Source organism: Streptomyces sp. NPDC087300, from assembly GCF_044744425.1.
Classification (GTDB): Bacteria; Actinomycetota; Actinomycetes; order Streptomycetales; family Streptomycetaceae; genus Streptomyces.
The window spans coordinates 1,066,644-1,085,941 of sequence record NZ_JBIUYI010000002.1 but is presented as its reverse complement, the minus strand read 5'-3'; the positions used below and the strand labels follow the sequence as shown (position 1 = coordinate 1,085,941).

At 70.8% G+C, this 19,298-nt stretch carries 17 protein-coding genes; 1 reads left to right on the top strand and 16 read right to left on the bottom strand.

The genetic code is table 11. The annotated features are described in order from the left end of the window. Positions 1-12 precede the first annotated feature (12 nt). The 10 genes from lepB (ACIO9J_RS10415) to proS all read right to left on the bottom strand — a co-directional run bounded on the left by lepB (ACIO9J_RS10415) (position 13) and on the right by proS (position 7,884). A complete protein-coding gene (gene lepB, locus ACIO9J_RS10415) occupies positions 13-858 on the bottom strand; it encodes a signal peptidase I (protein WP_401995529.1) in 846 nt (281 codons plus the stop codon). Positions 859-862: 4 nt separating this feature from the next. Next, positions 863-1,948: a signal peptidase I gene (gene lepB, locus ACIO9J_RS10410; RefSeq protein WP_401995526.1), complete on the bottom strand. Its 1,086-nt coding sequence runs from the start codon at positions 1,946-1,948 to the stop codon at positions 863-865. Next, positions 1,941-2,663 carry a signal peptidase I gene (gene lepB, locus ACIO9J_RS10405; RefSeq protein WP_401995523.1) on the bottom strand — a complete coding sequence of 241 codons (723 nt, stop codon included), beginning with the start codon at positions 2,661-2,663 and terminating at the stop codon, positions 1,941-1,943. Before lepB (ACIO9J_RS10405) ends, lepB (ACIO9J_RS10410) begins: the two co-directional genes overlap by 8 nt. A gap of 45 nt (positions 2,664-2,708) precedes the next feature. Next, positions 2,709-3,059 (bottom strand): 50S ribosomal protein L19, encoded by a 351-nt coding sequence (gene rplS, locus ACIO9J_RS10400; protein WP_401995520.1) that lies wholly within the window; start codon positions 3,057-3,059, stop codon positions 2,709-2,711. Positions 3,060-3,232: 173 nt separating this feature from the next. Further along, on the bottom strand, positions 3,233-4,054 hold the full coding sequence (gene trmD, locus ACIO9J_RS10395) for a tRNA (guanosine(37)-N1)-methyltransferase TrmD (RefSeq protein WP_401995517.1): 822 nt from the start codon (positions 4,052-4,054) through the stop codon (positions 3,233-3,235). Beyond that, entirely contained in the window at positions 4,054-4,617 is a 564-nt protein-coding gene (rimM, locus tag ACIO9J_RS10390; protein ID WP_401995514.1) for a ribosome maturation factor RimM, read from the bottom strand. The genes trmD and rimM overlap by 1 nt, the downstream gene beginning before the upstream one ends. A 111-nt stretch (positions 4,618-4,728) precedes the next feature. After that, positions 4,729-4,968, bottom strand: coding sequence for an RNA-binding protein (locus tag ACIO9J_RS10385; protein ID WP_014176063.1), 240 nt, complete (start codon positions 4,966-4,968; stop codon positions 4,729-4,731). Positions 4,969-4,970: 2 nt separating this feature from the next. Continuing rightward, positions 4,971-5,420, bottom strand: a complete 450-nt coding sequence (gene rpsP, locus ACIO9J_RS10380) for a 30S ribosomal protein S16 (protein ID WP_401995512.1) — start codon at positions 5,418-5,420, stop codon at positions 4,971-4,973. A 190-nt stretch (positions 5,421-5,610) separates the two neighbouring features. Next, a complete protein-coding gene (locus tag ACIO9J_RS10375) occupies positions 5,611-6,207 on the bottom strand; it encodes a hypothetical protein (protein WP_401995509.1) in 597 nt (198 codons plus the stop codon). 261 nt (positions 6,208-6,468) lie between these two features. After that, positions 6,469-7,884 carry a proline--tRNA ligase gene (gene proS / locus ACIO9J_RS10370; RefSeq protein ID WP_401995506.1) on the bottom strand — a complete coding sequence of 472 codons (1,416 nt, stop codon included), beginning with the start codon at positions 7,882-7,884 and terminating at the stop codon, positions 6,469-6,471. Positions 7,885-8,101: 217 nt separating this feature from the next. Between proS and ACIO9J_RS10365 the strand changes: the two genes are divergently transcribed. Next, complete coding sequence (locus tag ACIO9J_RS10365; RefSeq protein WP_401995503.1) at positions 8,102-8,962, top strand: SAM-dependent methyltransferase; 861 nt, start codon at positions 8,102-8,104, stop codon at positions 8,960-8,962. 41 nt (positions 8,963-9,003) lie between these two features. Here ACIO9J_RS10365 and ftsH read toward each other — a convergent pair whose 3' ends face one another. From ftsH to ACIO9J_RS10335, 6 genes are all read right to left on the bottom strand, one after another. Next, a complete protein-coding gene (gene ftsH, locus ACIO9J_RS10360; protein WP_401995500.1) occupies positions 9,004-10,938 on the bottom strand; it encodes an ATP-dependent zinc metalloprotease FtsH in 1,935 nt (644 codons plus the stop codon). 121 nt (positions 10,939-11,059) lie between these two features. Further along, positions 11,060-12,613 carry a signal recognition particle protein gene (ffh, locus tag ACIO9J_RS10355; RefSeq protein WP_401995497.1) on the bottom strand — a complete coding sequence of 518 codons (1,554 nt, stop codon included), beginning with the start codon at positions 12,611-12,613 and terminating at the stop codon, positions 11,060-11,062. A gap of 480 nt (positions 12,614-13,093) precedes the next feature. Next, the gene (locus tag ACIO9J_RS10350; RefSeq protein WP_401995494.1) at positions 13,094-15,559 is read right to left on the bottom strand and encodes a [protein-PII] uridylyltransferase; all 2,466 of its coding nucleotides are present in this window, start codon (positions 15,557-15,559) and stop codon (positions 13,094-13,096) included. 96 nt (positions 15,560-15,655) lie between these two features. After that, entirely contained in the window at positions 15,656-15,994 is a 339-nt protein-coding gene (locus tag ACIO9J_RS10345; RefSeq protein ID WP_150493276.1) for a P-II family nitrogen regulator, read from the bottom strand. After that, positions 15,991-17,349 (bottom strand): ammonium transporter, encoded by a 1,359-nt coding sequence (locus tag ACIO9J_RS10340; protein WP_401995491.1) that lies wholly within the window; start codon positions 17,347-17,349, stop codon positions 15,991-15,993. The genes ACIO9J_RS10345 and ACIO9J_RS10340 overlap by 4 nt, the downstream gene beginning before the upstream one ends. Positions 17,350-17,681: 332 nt before the next feature. Further along, positions 17,682-19,163 carry a hypothetical protein gene (locus ACIO9J_RS10335; RefSeq protein WP_401995488.1) on the bottom strand — a complete coding sequence of 494 codons (1,482 nt, stop codon included), beginning with the start codon at positions 19,161-19,163 and terminating at the stop codon, positions 17,682-17,684. Between the last annotated feature and the right edge of the window lie 135 nt (positions 19,164-19,298).

The following is a 19,298-nucleotide window of genomic DNA, read 5'->3' as shown; positions in this document are numbered from 1 at the left end:
TGGGACGGCACCCTACCTGTCGGTACCTCCGCCAGAAACCCTCGCGCCCTGTGCGGCAGCGACCGTGAGACGCCGCCTGCGCCACAGCACGATCGGCACCGCGCCGGCCAGTCCGAGGACGCCCGGCGTCGCGCTGGACAGCGCGTTGATGCCCGACTGGTCGAAGGTGTCCGGCTTGGGCAGCGTGGCCCAGCGGGTGGGCGGCCAGGCGATCACGATGGCGCGGCCCACGACGTTGTCCACGGGGACGGCGCCGCCGCCCGGCTGGTTCTGGTGGTAGCGGGAGTCCAGCGAGTTCTGCCGGTGGTCACCCATGACCCAGATTTTGCCCTTGGGCACGGTGACCTTGAACTGGCCGCCCTGGTCGTCGACGCTGCACGGGGTGTTCCCCGCGAAGACGTACGGCTCGTTCAGCGCCTTGCCGTTGACCTTCACCGGACCCGTGCCCTTGCACTCCACGGTGTCGCCGCCGACGCCGATGACGCGCTTGATGAGGTCCTTCTCGTCGGCGGACGGCATCAGACCGACCCAGCCGAGGACCCGCTGGATCGCGTTCGGGTCGGGGGTCGGCTCGCCGTCCAGCCAGTGGCCCGGGTCCCGGAAGACGACGACCTCGCCGCGCTCGGGCTCGGAGCCGAACCACGGCGTCAGCTTGTCGACGAGGACGCGGTCGCCCTGCTGGAGCGTGTTCTGCATCGAGTCCGAGGGGATCGAGAACGCCTGGACCAGGAAGGTCTTGATGACCAGCGCGAGGACCAGCGCGATGCCGATGAGGAGCGGAAGCTCCTTCCAGAAGGACCGGGCCTTCTTGGGTGGCTTGCCACCCTGGTCGTCCTTCGCCCCGCTGTCGCCGTCCACGGAGTCACTCCCGGGGTTCGTGCCGTCCGCGACGGCCTCGTCGACCGGCTCGTCGGATCGCCCCGGCCGCTCCTCGGGCCCTTCGTGTCCGGATCGTGCGCCGACCGCCAAATCCCCCACATCCACTCCTCAGTCCGTGCCGCCGCCTGCCCCAGATGCGATGCAGGCCCACCACTCCCATAACGAGCGGGAGTTCCGCAGGGGTCGGGAGTCGGATCAATCCGTATCGATCGCCGGGGGCCACCCTATGCGACGCCCCTGTGACCGCGTCCGATGCCGGGCGCGCGTCGGCTACGGACGCGTAGGTCTCCGGCTCCTCCAGTTTGCGCCAGTGGCCGAACGGCCAGGCGATGACGAGGGCCCGTCCCACCACCTCGTCCTCGGAGACGGTGCCGCTGAACTTCTCGGTGCGGTGGAACCGGGAGTCCGCGGAGTCGCTGCGGTGGTCGCCCATCATGAAGAGGCGCCCCTTGGGGACCTTCACCTCGAACTCGAAGGACGACGGCTGGTCGCCGGGGTGGATGTACGGCTCGTCGAGCGGCACTCCGTTGACGGTGACCTTGCCGTTCTTGTCGCAGCACTTCACGGTGTCGCCGCCGACGCCGATCACGCGCTTGATCAGGTCCCGTTCGCTGTCGGAGGGCAACAGCCCGATCTGGGTGAGCCCTTCCTTGATCTGCTTGACGACTACAGGGGGGTCCTTCTTCTTGCCGTGTTCCTCTTCGAGCCAGTTGCCCGGGTCCTTGAACACGACGACGTCCCCGCGCTCGGGCTTCGAGCCGAACCAGGGAGTGAGCTTGTCCACCAGGACCCGGTCACCGATGCGGATCGTCTGCTCCATGGAGCCCGAGGGAATCACGAAGGCCTGCACCAGGAAGGTCTTCAGGACGAGGGCTATCAGGAGCGCCACACCTATGAGGAGGGGTATCTCCTTGATCGCCGAACGCCGTCTGCGCCGCTTGACCTTCTTGGCGAGCTTGCGCCGCTCGGCCCGGCCCGGCAGCGCCGGGCCGCTGGTCGGCCGTGACCCGGTGGGCAGCCGGGTGTCCGTCCCTCGCTGACCGGAGCCCGCACGCCCTCGGCTACCCATGTGCGCCGCCTGGTGCCGGCACGCGCGCGTAGCTGTCGGGACGCTTCAGGGAGACCCAGTGTCCGACGGGCCAGGCGATCCAGTCGGCCCTGCCGATCACCTCGTCCACCGGGACCATGCCGCCGCCCGGCTGCCCCAGGTGGTCGCGCGAGTCCCGGGAGTCGCTGCGGTGGTCGCCGAGGAGGAAGAGGCTGTCTTCGGGGACGACGACTTTGAAGGGCACCTGGGAGGGGCTGTCACCGGGGTACAGGTACGGCTCGTCGAGGGGCTCGCCGTTCACCGTGACCCTCCCCCGCCTGTCGCAGCAGACCACCTGGTCTCCCCCCGTGCCCACGACCCGCTTGATGTAGGTGGCATCTCCGAAGTACCCGCTGCCGTCAAAGACGACCGCGTCACCCCGCTGCGGCTCGGAACCGAAACGGTACGCCAACTTGTTGACGAGTACCCGGTCCCCGACCCGGAACGCGGGCTCCATGGAGCCGCTCGGGATCTGGAAGGGCTGCACCACGAACGTACTCAGGAGCAGCAGGAACCCCACGCACACCAGAAGCGAGAGGGTGATCCGGCCGCCCGGCAGCCAGGCGACCACGGACGTGAAAACGGAGCGCGACCGCTCCTCCGTCTCCTCGGATCCTTCGGCGACGTGCGTGACGTCTCCGGAATCGGAGGGTGGGGAGGAGCGGTCGCGCTCCGTGTTCCGTGCTTCGGTGTCCATCGGAGCCAGATGTTATCCGGCTCCGCTGTGGACCCGCGCAGGAGCTCAGTTGTCGCGCTTCTCCTTGATCTTCGCGGCCTTGCCGCGCAGGTCACGGAGGTAGTAGAGCTTCGCGCGACGCACGTCACCGCGGGTGACGAGCTCGATCTTCTCGACGATCGGGGTGTGCACCGGGAAGGTGCGCTCGACGCCGACGGAGAAGGAGACCTTGCGGACCGTGAAGGTCTCGCGCACGCCGGCACCCTGGCGACGGATGACTACGCCCTTGAACTGCTGCACACGGGAGCGGTTGCCCTCGATGACGCGCACGTGGACGTTGACGGTGTCACCCGGGCGGAAGGACGGGATGTCGCTGCGCAGCGACGCGCTGTCGACCGAGTCGAGCAGGTTAGCCATGATCGTCTGCTTTCTTCGCCGATGCCACAGGTCATCAGCGGGAGTTCGTGATGAAGGATTCGATAGCTGATCGCGTCGGGCGGGCGTCTGGACCATCCCCGGGTACCGGGTACACGGGGAGCAACGGTCGATCCCCCTGTGGCAGGGGCGCACGCTGGACGTACAGCAGCGACCTATTCTTCCACGGCCTCGGGGTCTCGCCCAAATCGGCCGTCGGGCCCCGGCCGCCACCCCAGGATCGAGAGCATCTCGCGGTCCTTCTTGTCGAAGGCCCCGGGGTCGCAACGCTCGATCAGATCGGGCCTGTTGCGGACGGTGCGCCGGAGCGCCTCGTCCCGCCGCCAGCGCGCGATCTTGCCGTGGTGGCCGCTGAGCAGCACGTCCGGGATGCCGTGCCCGCGCCACTCCGGAGGCTTCGTGTAGACCGGGCCTTCGAGCAGGTTGGCCATGGCGCCGGGGGCGAAGGAGTCGTCCCTGTGCGACTCGGCGTTGCCGAGGACGCCGGGCAGCAGCCGGGCCACGGCCTCCGTGACGACCAGGACGGCGGCTTCCCCGCCGGCCAGCACGTAGTCGCCGATGGAGACCTCGTAGACCGGCATCCGGGTCGCGTACTCGTCCATGACGCGGCGGTCGATGCCCTCGTAGCGCGCGGGCGTGAAGACCAGCCAGGGCCGCTCGGAGAGCTCCACGGCCAGTTCCTGCGTGAAGGGGCGCCCGCTGGGCGTGGGGACGACCAGGACGGGCCCGTGGGCCCCTGCCTCGTACCCCTCGGCCAGCACGTCGTCGAGCGCCGCGCCCCAGGGGTCGGTCTTCATGACCATGCCGGGGCCGCCGCCGTAGGGGGTGTCGTCGACCGTGTTGTGCCGGTCGTACGTCCACTCCCTGAGGTCGTGCACGTTGACGTCGAGCTGCCCACGCGCGCGTGCCTTGCCCACGAGGGAGACGTTCAGGGGTTCCAGGTATTCGGGGAAGATCGTGACGACGTCGAGCCGCATTACGCGTCGCCCTCCGCAGCCGCTTCGGCGTCCCGCGTGGAGGCGATCTCGGCGCGGTCGTCGATCAGGCCGGGCGGCGGGTCGATGACGGCCTTCTGCTCCTCCAGGTCGATCTCGACGACGATCTCCCCGACGAAGGGGATCATCACCTCGCTGCCGTCGGGCCGCTCCACGATGAACAGGTCCTGCGAGGGCAGGTGCGAGATCTCGGTGATCCGGCCGACCTCCGTGCCGTCCTCGAGGACGACGTCGAGGTCCATGAGCTGGTGGTCGTAGAACTCGTCCTCCTCCTCGGGGAGCTCCTCGGGGTCCACCTCGGCGATCAGGAGGGTGTTGCGCAGCGCCTCGGCGCCGGTGCGATCGCGCACGCCCTCGAAGCGCAGCAGCAGCCGGCCGCTGTGCACCCGGCCGGTCTCGATGGTCAGCGGGCCTACGGAGGCGGGGTCGGTGGCGAGTACGGCGCCGGGACCGAGCCGCAGCTCGGGCTCGTCGGTGCGGACCTCGACGGTGACCTCACCCTTGATGCCGTGGGCACGGCCGATACGGGCGACTACCAACTGCACTGCGTTCTCTCCTCATCCAACGACTACGGGCCGGGGACGGCTCGTAAGCCCTCCCCGGCCCGAGCCGGTGCTGCTGTGATTCTGTGAACCCTGTGGTTCAGCGAACCCGGTTCAGCGAACCTGGTCCACGTCGACGAGGTCGACGCGGACACCGCGGCCGCCGATGGCGCCCACGACGGTGCGCAGAGCGCGCGCGGTGCGGCCGTTACGACCGATCACCTTGCCGAGGTCGTCGGGGTGAACCCGGACCTCGAGAACGCGTCCGCGGCGCAGGTTGCGCGAGGCCACCTGCACGTCGTCGGGGTTGTCGACGATGCCCTTCACGAGGTGCTCGAGAGCCTCCTCGAGCATGCTCAGGCCTCGGTCGACTCAGCGGCGGACGTCGACGAAGAAGCCTCGGCCTCGTCCGCCTTCTTGTCAGCCTTCTTGGCCTTCTGGGTGATGGCCTCACCCTTGACGTCGTCGCCCTCGAGACCCTTGGTGAAGGCCTCGAACGCGGCGCGCTTGTCCTTGGGCTCCGCGACGAGCAGCGGCGCCGGGGCCGGCAGGCCCTTGTGCTTCTGCCAGTCACCGGTGAGCTTCAGGATGGCCATGACCGGCTCGGTCGGCTGGGCGCCGACGGACAGCCAGTACTGGGCACGCTCCGAGTTGACCTCGATGCGCGAGGGGTTCTGCACCGGGTGGTACAGGCCGATCTCCTCGATGGCCCTGCCGTCACGGCGGGTACGGGAGTCGGCGACGACGATGCGGTAGTGAGGCGAACGGATCTTGCCCAGACGCTTCAGCTTGATCTTGACTGCCACGGGAGTGGTGTCTCCTGGTCTTGACGTGGGTGGGCACAACGACGATGCCGCGTGGGGTTGCGGTACTCGAGTGCCCGATGGACGCGTCAGCCGGAGGAGAGAGGGGTCCTATGCGACTGTCGAGTACAGCTAGCCATTGTGCCATACGCCGCCGGGGCGGCCGAACCCGGTTCGACCGCCCCACGCCAGCTCAGCCCACGCCCGCGCCGATCGCCTCGGGGATGCGGAAGGGCTTGCCGCAGCCGCCGCACATGATCGGCGCCTGGGCGAGCACGGAGGGCACGACGCGGACGTTGCGCCCGCAGTCACAGACCGCCTTCACGCGCACGCCGCCTCCGGAGGAGCCGTGCCGGGCGGCGGGGCCGCGGAAGCTGCGCGCGGTGTCCGCGGTCGTCGCCGCCGTGTGTGCCTTCAGAGCGCGCTGGAGCCGCTCGATCGTCGGGCGGTAGCGCTTCTTCGCCTCGGGGTTGAGCGTGACCAGGGAGAAGCCGCTGCTGGGATGTGGCTCTTCGGAGTGGTCGAGGCCCAGCTCCTCGGCGATCGCGAGGAATCTACGGTTGTGGTATCGGCCCGCACGTGAGGTGTCGCGTACGCCGCGCGAGGCGGCGATGCCATGGACTGCCTCGTGAAGCAGTCTCTCGAAGGAGAGCTCGGCGCCGCAGGCGGACGACGACTCTCCGATCAGGGATTCGGGCGCGGCAAGGTCGGGCAGCTCGGGGTGGTGCCGCTGAATGTCGGCCCACGCCTGTGCCAGCTCTGCGGCGAGAACAGGTGGTGTCGTGCTCACGTCGTGAACAACGAGCCGGGAGCCCTGGGGGTTCCATTCCGGGGCATCTCAAATAATTTGCACGTACCCGTCAGTTGCCGTTGATGCGTCCGGACGAGGGCGGGTGCGCTGATCTGCGGAGAAGCCTCACAGCTCACACCAAGCCGGTACGTAGTGGCGCGTACGCCCCGGCGCGTAGGAGAACTCCTCGCGCCGGGACTCGTGTGGTCGGGGCAGGCGTGCGAGCCGTGCCGGCGAGCGCGGGTACCGGAGGCGCCCTCCTCAGTAGGAGCGGGCCACGAGAGCGACGTTACCCGGGGTCTCGTCGGCGTCCGGCACCGCCCCGTCCTCGGCGACCAGACACCGTACGGTCACGGAGTGCTCGGCCAGCCTGGCCTCGCCTTCTTCGCCGACCTCGGACCAGGGGATGCGCGCCCAGCGGCCCGCGGCGGTGGCCTCCACGGCCTCGTCGAGGGTGGCGACGTCCGTGGTGCGGGACTCGCGGCGCTCGCGGGCCTGGGTGAGGAGCAGCGCCTGGTCCTCTTCGAGGGCGGTGGGCAGCAGCGCGGCGAGGGCGTCGATCGCGACCGGCTCCTTGCCGCCGGGAATGCGGCGGGCCACCATCGCGGTGCCGTTCGCCAGGTCGCGCGGGCCGACCTCCACGCGGATCGGCACTCCCTTGAGCTCCCAGTCGACGGCACGGCGTCCGAAGGAGGTGTCCGTGTGGTCGTCGACCTGGACGCGGACACCGGCGGCCCGCAGGGTGTCGCCGATCTCGCGGACCTTGGCGAGTACGGCGTCGTCCCCCTTGATGGCGAGGACGACGGCCTGGACGGGCGCGAGGCGCGGCGGCACCCGCAGGCCGTCGTCGTCGCCGTGCATCATCACCAGGGCGCCGACCATCCGCGTCGTACTGCCCCAGGAGGTCTGCCAGACCAGCTCCTGCTTGCCCTCCTTGGACAGGTAGCGGGTGTGGAAGGCGCGGGCGAAGTTCTGGCCGAGCTCGTGGCTGGTGCCGAGCTGGAGGGCCTTGCCGTCGCCCATCATCCCTTCGAGCGTCAGGGTGTTGATGGCGCCGGCGAAGCGCTCCTTGGCGGTCTTGCGGCCGAGCACGAAGTCCATGGCGAGGACGTCGCGCATGAAGTCTCCGTAGACGTGCCGGTGGATGCGGGCGGCGAAGTCACGGGCCTCCTCGTACGTCGCGTGGGCCGTGTGGCCCTCCTGCCACAGGAACTCCGACGTGCGCAGGAACAGGCGCGGGCGCATCTCCCAACGGACCACGTTCGCCCACTGGTTGATCAGCAGGGGCAGGTCGCGGTAGCTCTGCACCCACTTGGAGAAGTACTCGTTGACGATCGTCTCCGAGGTGGGGCGCACGACGACCGGCTCTTCGAGCTCCTTGCCGCCGCCGTGCGTGACGACGGCGAGCTCCGGCGCGAAGCCCTCGACGTGCTCGGCCTCCCTGGTCAGGTACGACTGCGGGATGAGGAGCGGGAAGTACGCGTTCTGGGTACCCGTCGCCTTGATGCGGGCGTCCATGTCCTGCTGCATCCGCTCCCACAGGCCGTACCCGTACGGTCGGATCACCATGGTGCCGCGCACCGGGCCGTTGTCGGCCAGCTCGGCCTTGTTGATCAGATCCTGGTACCAGCGCGGGAAATCGTCCGCCCGGGGCGTGAGAACGGGTGTCTTGGCCATGGCGCGCATCGTAGGGGCGGGCCACCGGACAGCGTGAATCTTTATCCCCCAGGGGGCGCACGACGGTCGAACGCAAGCATTGGCACACAACCCCTGGACGCCACGACGGATGCGGAGTTCTCTGGCATACGGGGGGAGTGCGAGCGCACTACACGGGGGCGGACGAACCGTTGAATTCCGGCACGGCAGTAACTCTCGGCGGATTGGGGCGCTTTCGATGACACCAACGCTCGTGCAGTCGCACCACCTCCACGCGGGCGCGACCCCTCGTGTGGACCTGTGGGCACGCGCGCGTGACTGGGCGGAGATACAGGAACGGATGCTGGTCCCGCTCTACGAAGCGGTCTATGAACGACTCGAAGTGGGCACCGGCACCCGGCTGCTCGGTCTCGGCTGCGGCTCCGGCCTCGCCCTGCTGATGGCGGCGTCGCGGGGCGCCGCGGTCACCGGCGTCGACCCGTCGGCGCCCGAACGACTGGCCCTCGCGCGCGAGCGCCTCCGGCCGGAGGCAGCGGGGGGCGCACGCGCGCGTACCGACACGCGGCTCGTCGAGGGCGAGCCCGCGGACGCGGCGGGCCCGGACACCCCGCCGTACACCTTGGTGACCGCGTTCCACCCCATCGGCTGCACGGCAGGCGACTCCGAAGGGCTCTCGGCCCTCCTGGAGTCGGCCGCTCCGCTCGCCGCCCGCGGCACCCCGGTGGTGCTCGTCGGGTGGGGTCCTCCGGAGCGGTGTGCGACCTCCTCGGTCCTGCGGGTGGCGACCAAGCTGGCCGACCCCCTGCGCAGTACCGGCAGTTGGCGCCCCGCGCTGCGGGACGACCTGGAGGAGGTGGCCCATCGGGCGGGCCTCAAGCCGGACGGCTCGGGACGCGTCGCGTGCCCCTTCGGGTACGCGGACGTGGAGAGCGCCGCCCGCGGACTGCTCTCGACGGGGCTGTTCGACGCGGCCGTGCGCGCGACCGACCAGGTGCAGGTCGACAAGGAACTCGCGGAGGCCCTGCATCCGCACCGGCGCAAGGACGGGACGGTGTGGATGCCGAACGTCTTCCGGTACCTGATCGCGCGTACGAAGTAGCCGTACGCACGACCTCGGCCGCCCCGGCCGTCGCCTCCTCCTCAGCTGTCCTTGGTCAGCCGCGTGATGCCCGCGACCCGGTAGGCGTGCGCCTCCTCCAGCGTCTCGTTCTCCAGGAGCGCCGCGGCCAGGTCGTCCAGTTGGCCGCGGTGGTCGCGCAGCTGACGGCAGGCGCTGTCGTAGCACTCGTCGACGATCCGCCGCATCTCGCCGTCGATCGCGTCGAGCGTCCCCGGGGCGGCCGCGAGCCCGTAGGCCTGCTGGGCGTCGTTCGGGAGGGCGGAGAGCCGGCCGACGCGCTCGCTCATGCCCCAGCGGCCGACCATGCCACGCGCGATGTTGGTGACCTGCTCCAGGTCGTTCTCGGCGCCCGTGGTGATGACTCCGTAGACGACGTGTTCGGCGGCCATGCCTCCTAGGGCACCGATGATTCGCCCGCGAAGGTATTCCTCCGTGTAGGCGTACTTGTCGGAGTCCGGGGTCGAGAGGGTGACGCCGAGGGCGCGTCCGCGCGGCACGATCGTGATCTTGCGGACCGGGTCGGCGCCGGGCTGGAGCATGCCGAGCAGCGCGTGCCCGCTCTCGTGGTAAGCGGTCCGCCTGCGCTCCTCCTCCGGCATGACCAGCGGCCGCTCGGCGCCCAGCTGGACCTTCTCCATGGCTTCGGAGAGGTCGGACTGGGTGACCTGCTGCTGCTTGCGCTTGACGGCGAGGAGGGCGGCCTCGTTGGCGAGGTTGGCGAGCTCGGCGCCGGTCATGCCCGGGGTCGTACGGGCGACCTGGGCGAGGTCGACGTCGTCGGACAGCGGGATGGCGCGGGTGTGGATCTTGAGGATGGCCTCGCGGCCCGCGCGGTCGGGGGGCGAGACGTTGACGACGCGGTCGAACCGGCCCGGCCTGGTGAGGGCGGGGTCGAGGATGTCGGCACGGTTGGTGGCGGCGAGGACGATGACGCCCTCCGCGCCCGAGAAGCCGTCCATCTCGGTGAGGATCTGGTTCAGGGTCTGCTCGCGCTCGTCGTGCCCGCCCATCCCGCTGCCACCGCCCCGCGCGCGCCCGATGGTGTCGATCTCGTCGATGAAGATGATCGAGGGGGCGACCTTGCGGGCCTCGGCGAACAGTTCCCGTACGCGTGAGGCGCCGACGCCGACGATCATCTCGATGAACTCCGACGCGGAGGCCGAGAAGAAGGGCACGCCCGCCTCGCCCGCGACGGCGCGCGCGAGCAGCGTCTTGCCGGTGCCCGGCGGGCCCGCGAGGAGCACGCCGCGCGGCATCTTGGCGCCCATCGTGCGATAGGCGTCCGGGTTCTTGAGGAAGTCGACGACGTCGTTGAGCTCGCCCTCGACCTCGTCGATGCCCGCGACGTCCGCGAACGTCGTCCGCTTCGCGCCGGGCTCCAGTTCGACCGGCTTGGGCGGCGTCTTGCGCCCGAGCATGCCGCCACCGCCGCCCATGCCGCCGCTCATCCGCCGGGCGATGAAGATCCAGAGCGCGACCAGCAGCAGCATCGGGGCGAGCGAGATGAGCAGGTTGGAGAGGAAACTGCGCTCCTGCACCACGGGCTCGGCGGTGACGGTGACCTTGTGCTTGGTCAGGTCGTCCCAGAGCTTGTCGTCCGCGAAGGCAGGACGCTGCGTCGTGAACTTGGTGTAGTTCCCCTTGTCGCCGTCCGGCTTCGGCTGCTCCTTCTTGAGCTGCCCCTGGATCGCGTCGCCCTTGGCGTAGATCTTCGTGACGTTGCCGGAGTCGACCTGCTTGCTGAACTCCGTGTACGAGATGGTCGGCTCGTCGCCGTCGTTGAAGAAGGACAGCACCAGGTTGGCGATGAGATACACGATGAGCGCGGTGAGGATGAGACTCCCCCACCCGCCCGGCATCTTCTTCTTCGGCGGTGGCGGGGGTTCGGGCGGGGGCGCGCCCTCGGAGCGCCACGGCTGATCGGGCGCCTGGCGCGGCGGCACAGGGTTGCTCATATTCGGACGTTACGTCACAAAACAGGGCCGGGCACCCGCGCCCGGAACGCACCGGGGGCGCCCCTCCGCAGAGGGACGCCCCGGATGTCGTACGCGAGCGAGCCCGCGCCGCGGCGAGAACTCAGCCCATGAACTTCTTGAACTCGTCCGGCAGCTCGAAGTCCTGCCCGGCCTGACCGCCGGGCAGGCCGAAGGCGCCACCGGATTCACCGCCCTGCTCGCGGCGCGTGGCCTCGTCCAGCTCCTGCTGCTTGCGCTTCATCGGGTTGCCGGAGCGCTGCTTGCCCTTGGCCTGCTTCTGCTTCTTCTTCTGCTTGCCGGGGCCGCCACCCATGCCCGGCATCCCGGGCATACCCGGCATGCCGCCGCCCTGGGCCATGCGGGACATCATCTTGCGGGCCTCGAAGAACCGCTCCACCAGGTTCTTGACGGCGCTGACCTCGACGCCCGAGCCCTTGGCGATGCGCGCGCGCCGCGAGCCGTTGATGATCGTCGGCTCCTGGCGCTCGCCGGGCGTCATCGACTTGATGATGGCGGCGGTGCGGTCGACGTCGCGCTCGTCGAGGTTGTTGATCTGGTCCTTGATCTGCCCCATGCCGGGCATCATCCCGAGCAGCTTGCTGATGCTGCCCATCTTCCTGACCTGCTCCATCTGGGCCAGGAAGTCGTCGAGCGTGAAGTCCTGCCCCTTCTTGGAGGCGAGCTTCGAGGCCATCTTCTCGGCCTCTTGCTGCGAGAAGGTCTGCTCGGCCTTCTCGATCAGCGTGAGCATGTCGCCCATGCCGAGGATGCGGGACGCCATGCGGTCCGGGTGGAACGCGTCGAACTCGTCCAGCTTCTCGCCGTTCGAGGCGAACATGATCTGGCGACCGGTGACCTGCGCGATCGAGAGCGCGGCACCACCGCGGGCGTCACCGTCGAGCTTCGAGAGGACCACGCCGTCGAAGCCGACGCCGTCCCGGAAGGCCTCGGCGGTGTTGACCGCGTCCTGACCGATCATCGCGTCGACGACGAACAGGACCTCGTCGGGGCTGACCGCGTCGCGGATGTCCGCGGCCTGCTGCATCAGCTCCTGGTCGATGCCGAGGCGGCCCGCGGTGTCGACGACGACGACGTCGTACTGCTTGGTCCTGGCGAACTCGATGGAGTCCTTGGCGACCTGCACGGGGTCACCGACGCCGTTGCCCGGCTGCGGGGCGTACACGCCGACGCCGGCGCGCTCGGCGACGACGCTCAGCTGGTTCACGGCGTTCGGCCGCTGGAGGTCGCAGGCGACCAGGAGCGGGGAGTGGCCCTGGCCCTTGAGCCAGAGGCCGAGCTTGCCCGCGAGGGTCGTCTTACCGGCACCCTGGAGACCCGCGAGCATGATGACCGTCGGCGCGGTCTTCGCGAACCGCAGGCGTCGCGTCTCGCCACCCAGAATGCCAATGAGCTCCTCATTGACGATCTTGATGACCTGCTGGGCGGGGTTGAGCGCCTGGGAGACCTCGGCGCCGGCCGCGCGCTCCTTGATCTGCTTGATGAAGGCGCGGACGACGGGCAGGGCGACGTCCGCCTCGAGCAGGGCGATGCGGATCTCGCGCGCCGTGGCGTCGATGTCCGCCTCGGACAGGCGGCCCTTGCCCCGGAGGTTCTTGAATGTCGCTGCGAGGCGGTCGGAGAGAGTATCGAACACGGCGGTCGCGAATCCTCGGGTCTGGGGGCGGGCTGACAGGTCGCCTTCCAGGGTATCTGCCAGGCGCGGGTGCCCGGGGCTCTGGGCGTGACTTCCCTCCTCCACACGGCCTCGACCTGCCGGTACGGCCTTGGGGTGGGTGGGGGAGGCGGTGGGTCTCCTCGTCTCGCCCGGGGGGGCGTGCGCCTCGGGTGCGGTTGTGGGGCGTAGGGAAAGGCCACCCACGCCGGGGCACCGGGTGGACTGGGACAGCGGCGCGGTCCGGGGTGCATGTGGGGCCACCCCCGCCGGGGCGCGGTCGCGGGACCGTCCTGAGGGGACGTGGGGGTATGTGCGCACGGAGCACAAGTGGCCACCGAGGCAAGGGAGCAAGTCCAAGTAACTCCCGCCCCGGGATGGCGAGTACGCACATACCCCCGCAGCCCCGCCCCACAGACGGACAAGGCGAACCCGCACCGGCCCGCGCCCAGCGCCCGCCCCCTACCGCCCCCCGCCCAACACCCCCTCAACCCCCCGAGCCACCCCCACCGCCCGCTCCCCCGCCAACCGCTCCCCATCCGCCCCCGTCACATAGAACGCATCCACCGCATTGGCCCCAAGCGTCGACACATGCGCACTGCGCACCATCACCCCCTCCGCCTCCAACGCCCGCCCGATCCGATGCAGCAGCCCCGGCTCGTCCTGGGCGCGTACCTCGATGACCGTCGCGAGCCGTGACGCGACCGCCGATGCCACCGTCACCCGGGCCGCCGGCGCCACCGTTCCGCGTCGGCGGGGATACGCCGCGTCGCGTTCCCTGAGCCGCGCCGCGATGTCGAGGGATCCGTCGAGCGCCCGCACCAGATCGGCCCGCAACCGGGCGGCCTGCGGCAGCGAGCCGTACTCGGCGGCGACCCGCCAGTTCAGCAGCAGCACATCGGCACCGGCCCCGGCCCCGACCTCCGGCGGCAGCTCAAGGCCCCGCAGCTCAGCCGTCCGCACGGCCAGCCGGTGCAGCGCGAGCACCCCGGCCACCGCCGGCAGCACCCCGGGCTGATCCGGCACCGCGATCAGCAGCTCCACGCCCAGCGGCTCCCCGGAGGCGACGGCCACCCCTTCCGCCTGCGCCCGCAAGGCAAGCACCGGCCCACCCGTCCGTACCGCCTCCACCGCGAGCCGCTCCTGCTCGGCCGTCGGCGCCACGTCGGCCGGCTCCGCGGGCTCGTCCCCGCAGAGCACCGCGCCCACCCGCTTGACCAGGTCGGCGACGAGCGCCCCCCGCCACGCGGACCACGCCGCGGGCCCGGTCGCCAGGGCGTCCGCCTCGGTCAGGGCGTGCAGCAGCTCCAGCGTTCCCACGGACCCGACCGCCTCCGCGACGCCCCGCACGGTCGCGGGATCGTCGAGGTCGCGGCGTGTGGCCGTCTCCACCAGGAGGAGGTGGTGGCGCACGAGGCAGGCGACGACGGCGACGTCCCCGGCCTCGAAGCCGACCCGCGCGGCGACGTCCCTGGCGATGACCTCCCCGGCCAGGGAGTGGTCGCCCGGCCACCCCTTCCCGATGTCGTGCAGCAGCGCGGCGACGAGCAGCAGATCGGGCCGCCCCACCCGCCGGGTGAGCTCCGCGGCGCGCACCGCCGTCTCCACGAGATGGCGGTCGACCGTCCACGTGTGGACGGCGTTGCGCTGGGGCCGGCACCGCACCCGCTCCCAGTCGGGCAGCAGCCGCGTGACGATCCCCTCGGCCTCCAGCGCCTCCCAGACCTGCACGGTGGGCCGCCCCGCACCGAGCAGCGTCACGAGCTGCTCGCGCGCCTCGGCGGGCCACGGCGTGGGCAGCGCCCCGGCCGCGGCGGCCATGCGGCGTACGGCGTGCAGCGACAGGGGCAGCCCGGCCTGCGCCGCGGCCGCGGCGGCCCGCAGCGGGAGCACGGGGTCCCGCTCGGGCCTGGCGGCCCGCGCGAGCACGGCCTCCCCGTCGTGCTCCACGACGCCCTCGGCCAGCGGCGAGCGTTCCGCGGCGGCCGCCCCACGCCCGCCGAGCATGGCCCGCAGCCGGGGCCTCGCGCCCCGCGCCCTGAGCACCCTGCCGACCTCGCGCCAGGTGACATCACTGGCGTACGACACGACGCGCGCGGCCTCGTACACCTGCCGCAGCAGCGTGTCCGCGTCGAGCAGTCCGAGTTCGGCGGCGACCTGGTCCTGTTCCTGGAGGGCGAGCCGGTCGGTGGCCCTGCCGGTGGCGAGATGCAGCGCGTCGCGCACGTCGAGCAGCCGGCGCCGCGCGTCGTCGAGGCCTTCGCGGGGCGCGTCGGCGAGCCAGGACGCGGCGACGGCGCGCAGCGCGGTGGCGTCCCGCAGGCCGCCCCGCGCCTCCTTGAGGTCGGGTTCGAGGAGGTGGCCCAACTCGCCCTGCCGCTCGGCCCGTTCCGCGCACAGCTCGCGCAGCTCGGGCAGCCGTTTCGGCGCCTGGTTGCGCCAGTCGGCGAGGACGGTGGTGCGCAGCCCCGCGGTGAGCCCCAGGTCTCCCGCGACATGGCGGGCGTCGAGGAGCCCGAGGTGCACCTTGAGGTCCTCGCCCGCGGTTCTGCGCGCCTCGGCCGGCGTACGGACGGAGTGGTCGAGGGCGAGCCCGAGGTCCCAGACGGGGTACCAGAGGCGGTCCGCGAGGGCGGCGATCTGCGTCTGGTCGGCGCTCCCGTCGTGCAGGAGCAGCAGGTCGAGGTCGCTGCGCGGGGAGAGTTCACCGCGGCCGTAGCCGCCGACGGCGACCAGGGAGACGCCGCGCGGCACTTCGGCGGCGGTGAAGAGGCCGGTCAGCCACGCGTCGGTGAGGCCGGCGAGGGCGGAACGGCGCGGCGGCCCGGACCGCGCCTCCTCGTGGAGGAGTCGCAGCCGGGCCGCCGCGTAGCCGCTGGGTCCGGGGTCTTCCGCTTCCGCTTCGGTTCGTACGTCCACACTCGTCACCCAGCAGCTCCTGTTCCGTACCGCTCAGCCCTGCTCAGTCAGTCGTTCGACCCCACCCGGTCCCGCCCGTCCCTCGCCCCGCCCCGCCCCGCCCCGTCACAGTGCGTCGGGCCCCCGCTCCCCCGTCCGCACCCGTACCGCCGTGTCCACCGGCACGCTCCAGACCTTGCCGTCCCCGATCTTGCCGGTACGGGCGGCCTTGACCACGACATCGACGAGTTGTTCGGCGTCGTCGTCCTCGACAAGGACCTCGATGCGGATCTTCGGCACCAGGTCGACGGTGTACTCGGCGCCGCGGTAGACCTCGGTGTGTCCGCGCTGGCGCCCGTAGCCGCTGGCCTCGGTGACGGTGAGTCCCTGGACGCCGAAGGCCTGGAGGGCTTCCTTGATCTCGTCGAGCCGGTGCGGCTTGACGACCGCGGTGATGAGCTTCATGCGTCCACCTTCTTGTTCTTCCGTGCGGGTGCGCCGTCCGGGCCGGGTGCGGGGACCGCCGCCGTACGAGGAGCCGTGCCGCCGCCCGCGCCGCTGAAGTCGTAGGCGGTCTCGGCGTGCTGGGCCTGGTCGATGCCCGCGACCTCTTCGTCCTCGTCGACGCGCATGCCGAGGGTCTTGTCGATCAGCAGGGCGAGGACCGCGGAGGCGATCAGGGAGTAGGCGAGGACGGCGCCGACGCCCGCGAGCTGCTTCCACAGCTGGCTGAGGCCGCCGCCGTAGAACAGGCCCTGGGCCTTGGACTGCCCGCCGCCGGTGGCGAAGAAGCCGACGAGGATCGAGCCCGCGACACCGCCGACCAGGTGGACGCCGACGACGTCGAGCGAGTCGTCGTAGCCGAACCTGAACTTGAGGCCGACGGCCATCGCGCACAGCAGCCCCGCGATCGCGCCGATGGCGATCGCGCCGAGCGGCGAGCAGGAGCCGCCGGACGGGGTGATGGCGACGAGCCCCGCGACCGCGCCGGACGCGGCGCCCAGCGTGGTGAACGCGCCGTGCCGGATCTTCTCGTAGGCGAGCCAGGCGAGCATGGCGCCCGCGGTGGCGACCTGCGTGTTGAGGAACATGAGCGCGCCGACGCCGTCGTCGTTGCCGAGCCACGATCCGGCGTTGAAGCCGAACCAGCCGAACCAGAGCAGGCCCGCGCCGAGCATCACGAGCGGCAGGGAGTGCGGCCGCATCGGGCCCTTCTTGAAGCCGACGCGCTTGCCGATGACGAGGATCACGCCGAGCGCCGCGGCGCCCGCGTTGATGTGGACGGCCGTACCGCCGGCGAAGTCGATGACGCCGAGTTCGAAGGCCCAGCCGCCGGTGCCCCACACCCAGTGGGCGACGGGGAAGTACACGATCGTGGCCCACAGGGCGATGAACAGCGCCCAGGCGGTGAACTTCACGCGGTCCGCGAGGGCGCCGCTGATCAGGGCGGGCGTGAGGACGGCGAACATCAGCTGGAAGACGGCGAAGACGTAGACCGGGATGGTGTAGCCGTCCCAGAGCTCGCCGAGGCCGATGCCGCTCAGGCCGACGTAGTCGCCGTCCCACCCGAAGAGGCTCCCGTGGTCGGTGCCGAAGGCGACGGAGAAGCCGTAGAGCACCCACAGGACGGTGACGATCCCCAGGCTGATGAAGCTCATCATCAGCATGTTGAGGGTGCTCTTGACGCGGACCATGCCTCCGTAGAAGAAGGCGAGGGCCGGCGTCATCAGCATCACCAGGGCGGAACAGATGAGCATGAACCCGGTGTTGGCGGCAGACAGCTCGGGGGCGTCTGCGGCGATCGTGATGCCTGGGGGCATCGGCGTCTCCTCATCGTATGCGGCCCGTGCGGGCGAAGCCTGTGCGGTACCGAGGGGCCCTTGCTCCCGGGGAGCGGGGCGGTGGGCCGGTTGTGCGCCAGAGACTGGCGCAGCGCGGTTTCGGCGGGTGCGCCTCGGTGTTTCACCGCAGTGACGAAGAGGTCGTACGTGTTACGCGGCCATGAACTGCCGGGTCGCGGGGGGGTGCGCTTTCCTCCTCCGCGCACGACATGAAAACCGGCCGCGGCGGCCATCCGACTGACCTGGCGTGGGGGAGCCGAGTCGGGCTGTTCGGGATGGTCCTGCCGCGGCCGGAGCCGGTCGTACCGGTGTCAGACCGCCTCCGCGGTCTCCGGCATCTCGATGGCGAGCCGCTCGGTGATCTCCAGGACCTCGGCGACGTCTCCGAAGTCCCGCACGGCCGTGTCGACGGTCTTGCGCAGCCGGGTGTTCACCCGCTCCGAGCGGACCTTCTTGGCGATGTCGAGCGCCTGGCCCGCGAGGACGGTGCTCTGCTCGGGCTCGCGCTGGAGCAGGTGGACGGTGGCTTTGCCGATGAGGTTCAGGGCGTACGACCGCTGGTGTTCGAGGTCCTTCCCGAAGAGCTCGACGGCGCGGTCCATGACGGGCTCGGCGAGCGAGGCGTACGTGGGGCTGCGGCCCGCCACGTAGGCCAGGTCGCGGTACGAGTGGGCGTTCTCCCCGTTCAGCTCGGCCTCGGAGAAGAAGCGGATCCAGTCCGGCTCGGGCTCGTCGAAGTCGAAGGCGTCGGCGAAGGTGTCCTCGGCCATCCGCACGGCCCGCTTGCACTTGCCGGGCTGGCCCATGCTGGCGTAGGCGCGGGCCTCCATCGCATACAGCATCGCCTGGGTGCGCGGGCTCGCGCAGTCGCGGCTGCCGTACTGCGCGAGGTGGATGAGTTCCAGGGCGTCGTCGGGCCGCCCGAGGTGGATCATCTGGCGGCTCATGCTGGAGAGGATGTACGAACCGAGGGGCTTCTCGCCCGCTTCCTTGGCGGCGTGCAGGGCGAGGACGAAGTACTTCTGGGCGGTGGGCTGAAGGCCCACGTCGTAGCTCATCCAGCCGGCCAGTTCGGCCAGTTCGCCCGCGACCTTGAACAGGCGGCGCGAGGTGGACTCGGGCTGGGGCTCCTGCAACAGGTCCGTCACTTCGTGCAGCTGACCGACGACGGCCTTGCGCCGGAGCCCTCCCCCGCATTGGGCGTCCCACTGGCGGAACATCACCGTGGTGGATTCGAGCAGGTCGAGTTCGGGCTTGGAGAGCCGGGCCGGGCGGCGCGGCGCGGTGGGCTCGGGCTCCTCGGGCGGTGCCGCGGAGGCCGAGGGGGTGGGCACCAGCCAGCGCTGCATGGGCTCGATGAGGGCCGGGCCCGCGGAGAGGGCGAGCGAGGTGCCGAGGAAGCCCCGGCGGGCCAGCATCAGGTCGCTGCGCGAGAACTCGCTGATGAGCGCGACGGTCTGCGGGCCCGTCCAGGGCAGGTCGACGCCGGAGGAGGCGGGCGTGCGGTGCGGGGCGCGGAGTCCGAGGTCCTCGACCGCCACGACGCAGCCGAAGCGCTCGGAGAACAGCTCGGAAAGGATGCGGGGAATCGGCTCGCGCGGATTCTCGCCGTCGAGCCAGCGGCGTACTCGTGAGGTGTCCGTGGAGATGTGATGCGCGCCCAACTGGCGCGCTCTGCGGTTCACTTGGCGCGCCAGCTCGCCCTTGGACCAGCCGCTGCGCACGAACCAGGAAGTGAGCATCTCATTGGGGCGCTTCTCAGCGTTCATACCGCCTCCGCCATTGCCGCCCACTGGAACGCCCCCATCCTTCAAGACTTCTGTGTGCTGTCGCGCTGTCCATGCCTGTGTGCTGCCCACCGGCCGCGCATCGTCCACGCCAAGCCCTAACAGAATGCCGCTACTTGCGGCCGTCCGTCCGGTGAATGT